The organism is Massilia sp. Soil_C_3, from assembly GCF_057657035.1.
Genome location: NZ_JBDGJG010000021.1, coordinates 1 through 1,436, shown reverse-complemented (window position 1 = coordinate 1,436; position 1,436 = coordinate 1). Strand labels below are relative to the sequence as shown.

The 1,436-nt window shown below is 51.5% G+C and carries 1 protein-coding gene; it reads right to left on the bottom strand.

What is annotated here, in order from left to right:
* Positions 1 to 31 precede the first annotated feature (31 nt).
* A protein-coding gene (locus AC3A6F_RS25250) for an IS3 family transposase (RefSeq protein WP_487686538.1) occupies positions 32 to 1,386 on the bottom strand; the annotation gives its coding sequence in 2 pieces (ribosomal slippage) (positions 32 to 912 and positions 912 to 1,386; 1,356 coding nt in all).
* Positions 1,387 to 1,436 lie beyond the last annotated feature (50 nt).

Genomic DNA, 1,436 nt, shown 5'->3' with positions numbered 1-1,436 from the left:
TGAACTGCTACACGAAAGTCGGACACTAGTTCTAAGCGCTGCCTGTGTGCTTGACCCTGTACTGCACCGGGGTCAAGCCACTCAGGCCTGTAGTGATACGGGCTGTATTGTAGTATCGAATGTACTTGTGGATTGTAGCCATCAGAGCTTCGATATCGGCAAACTTATGACCATGGAAGCACTCTGTTTTTAGCACAGCAAAGAAGCTTTCCATCGATGCGTTGTCGTGACAATTACCTTTTCGGGACATGCTCTGCGTCAGGCTTTTATCGATGAGCATCTTGCGGTAAGCCAGCATTTGGTATTGCCACCCCTGGTCCGAGTGTACTATCGGCTGCTGGCCTGTACGAAGCTTGGCCAAGCCTTTCTTAAGCATTGATGTCACCAGTTCTAAAGTAGGACGTCGGCTCATTGTGTAGGCAACGATCTCTCCGTTGAATAGATCCTTGATGGTTGAGAGATAGACCTTGTCGTTAACGACTTTGAACTCAGTCACATCGGTGACCCACTTTTCGTTCGGTGCGCTTGCGTTGAAGTTACGTTCCAGGACATTCGGCGCAACAACGCCACACTGCCCTTTATAGGACTTGTAGCGTTTCACCCGTTGCAGTGATTTCAACCCAAGTAGGCCCATCAACTTGCGCACCGTATTTTCGTGCAGGTCAATACCGTGCTCGAGGAGCGCATGCGTGATGCGGCGATAGCCATAGCGGCCACGATGTTTATCGTAGATCTGCTTGATAAATTCCTTGGCTTCGAGGTACTTGTCCGGCACCTTGCGCGCCATGTCCCAGGCGTAAAACGTACTGCGCGACAGCCCTACGACTTTTAGCAAAGCCACCACAGGATAGATCTGCCTTAACTCATGCACTACTTGCGCTTTTTCGGCGCAGCCGCTTTTCTCGCTTGAGTTAAGGCTTCCAGCTTTTTTAAAACGACGACCTCCATCTCAAGGTGCTCAACGCGCTTGAGCAGTTCTTCACGCGTTAGCTCCTGTGTCGGTTTGGTGTCTGGCTTTGACGTAGGTCCGGGCATGTCGGGCGTAGATCTTTTGACGCGTTCCAGAGCTTCACAACCACCCTCGCTGTAGCGCTTCGCCCAAATGCGGACGCTGTTTGGGCTTGGGATATTGAAAAACGCGGCCGCTTGATTGAACGATTGCCCATTGTCCCACATGTGCTGCAGTACCGACAGCTTAGTCTGGACGCTGTACTGCTCGCGACTTCTGTTGAGTGAGCCGTCGCCATGTAAACGATATGCGGCCACCCAGCGCCGCAGCAGCGGTGCTGAGATACCGTGTCGAGCAGCCAATCGATGAAAGCCTAAATTCCCGTTGAGGTAACGATTGATTACCTTGAGTTTGAACTGCTTCGTGCGTTTAACCATCTACCCCTCGAAAGTGGACAATAGCTGTCCGACTTTCTTGTGGCAGTTCA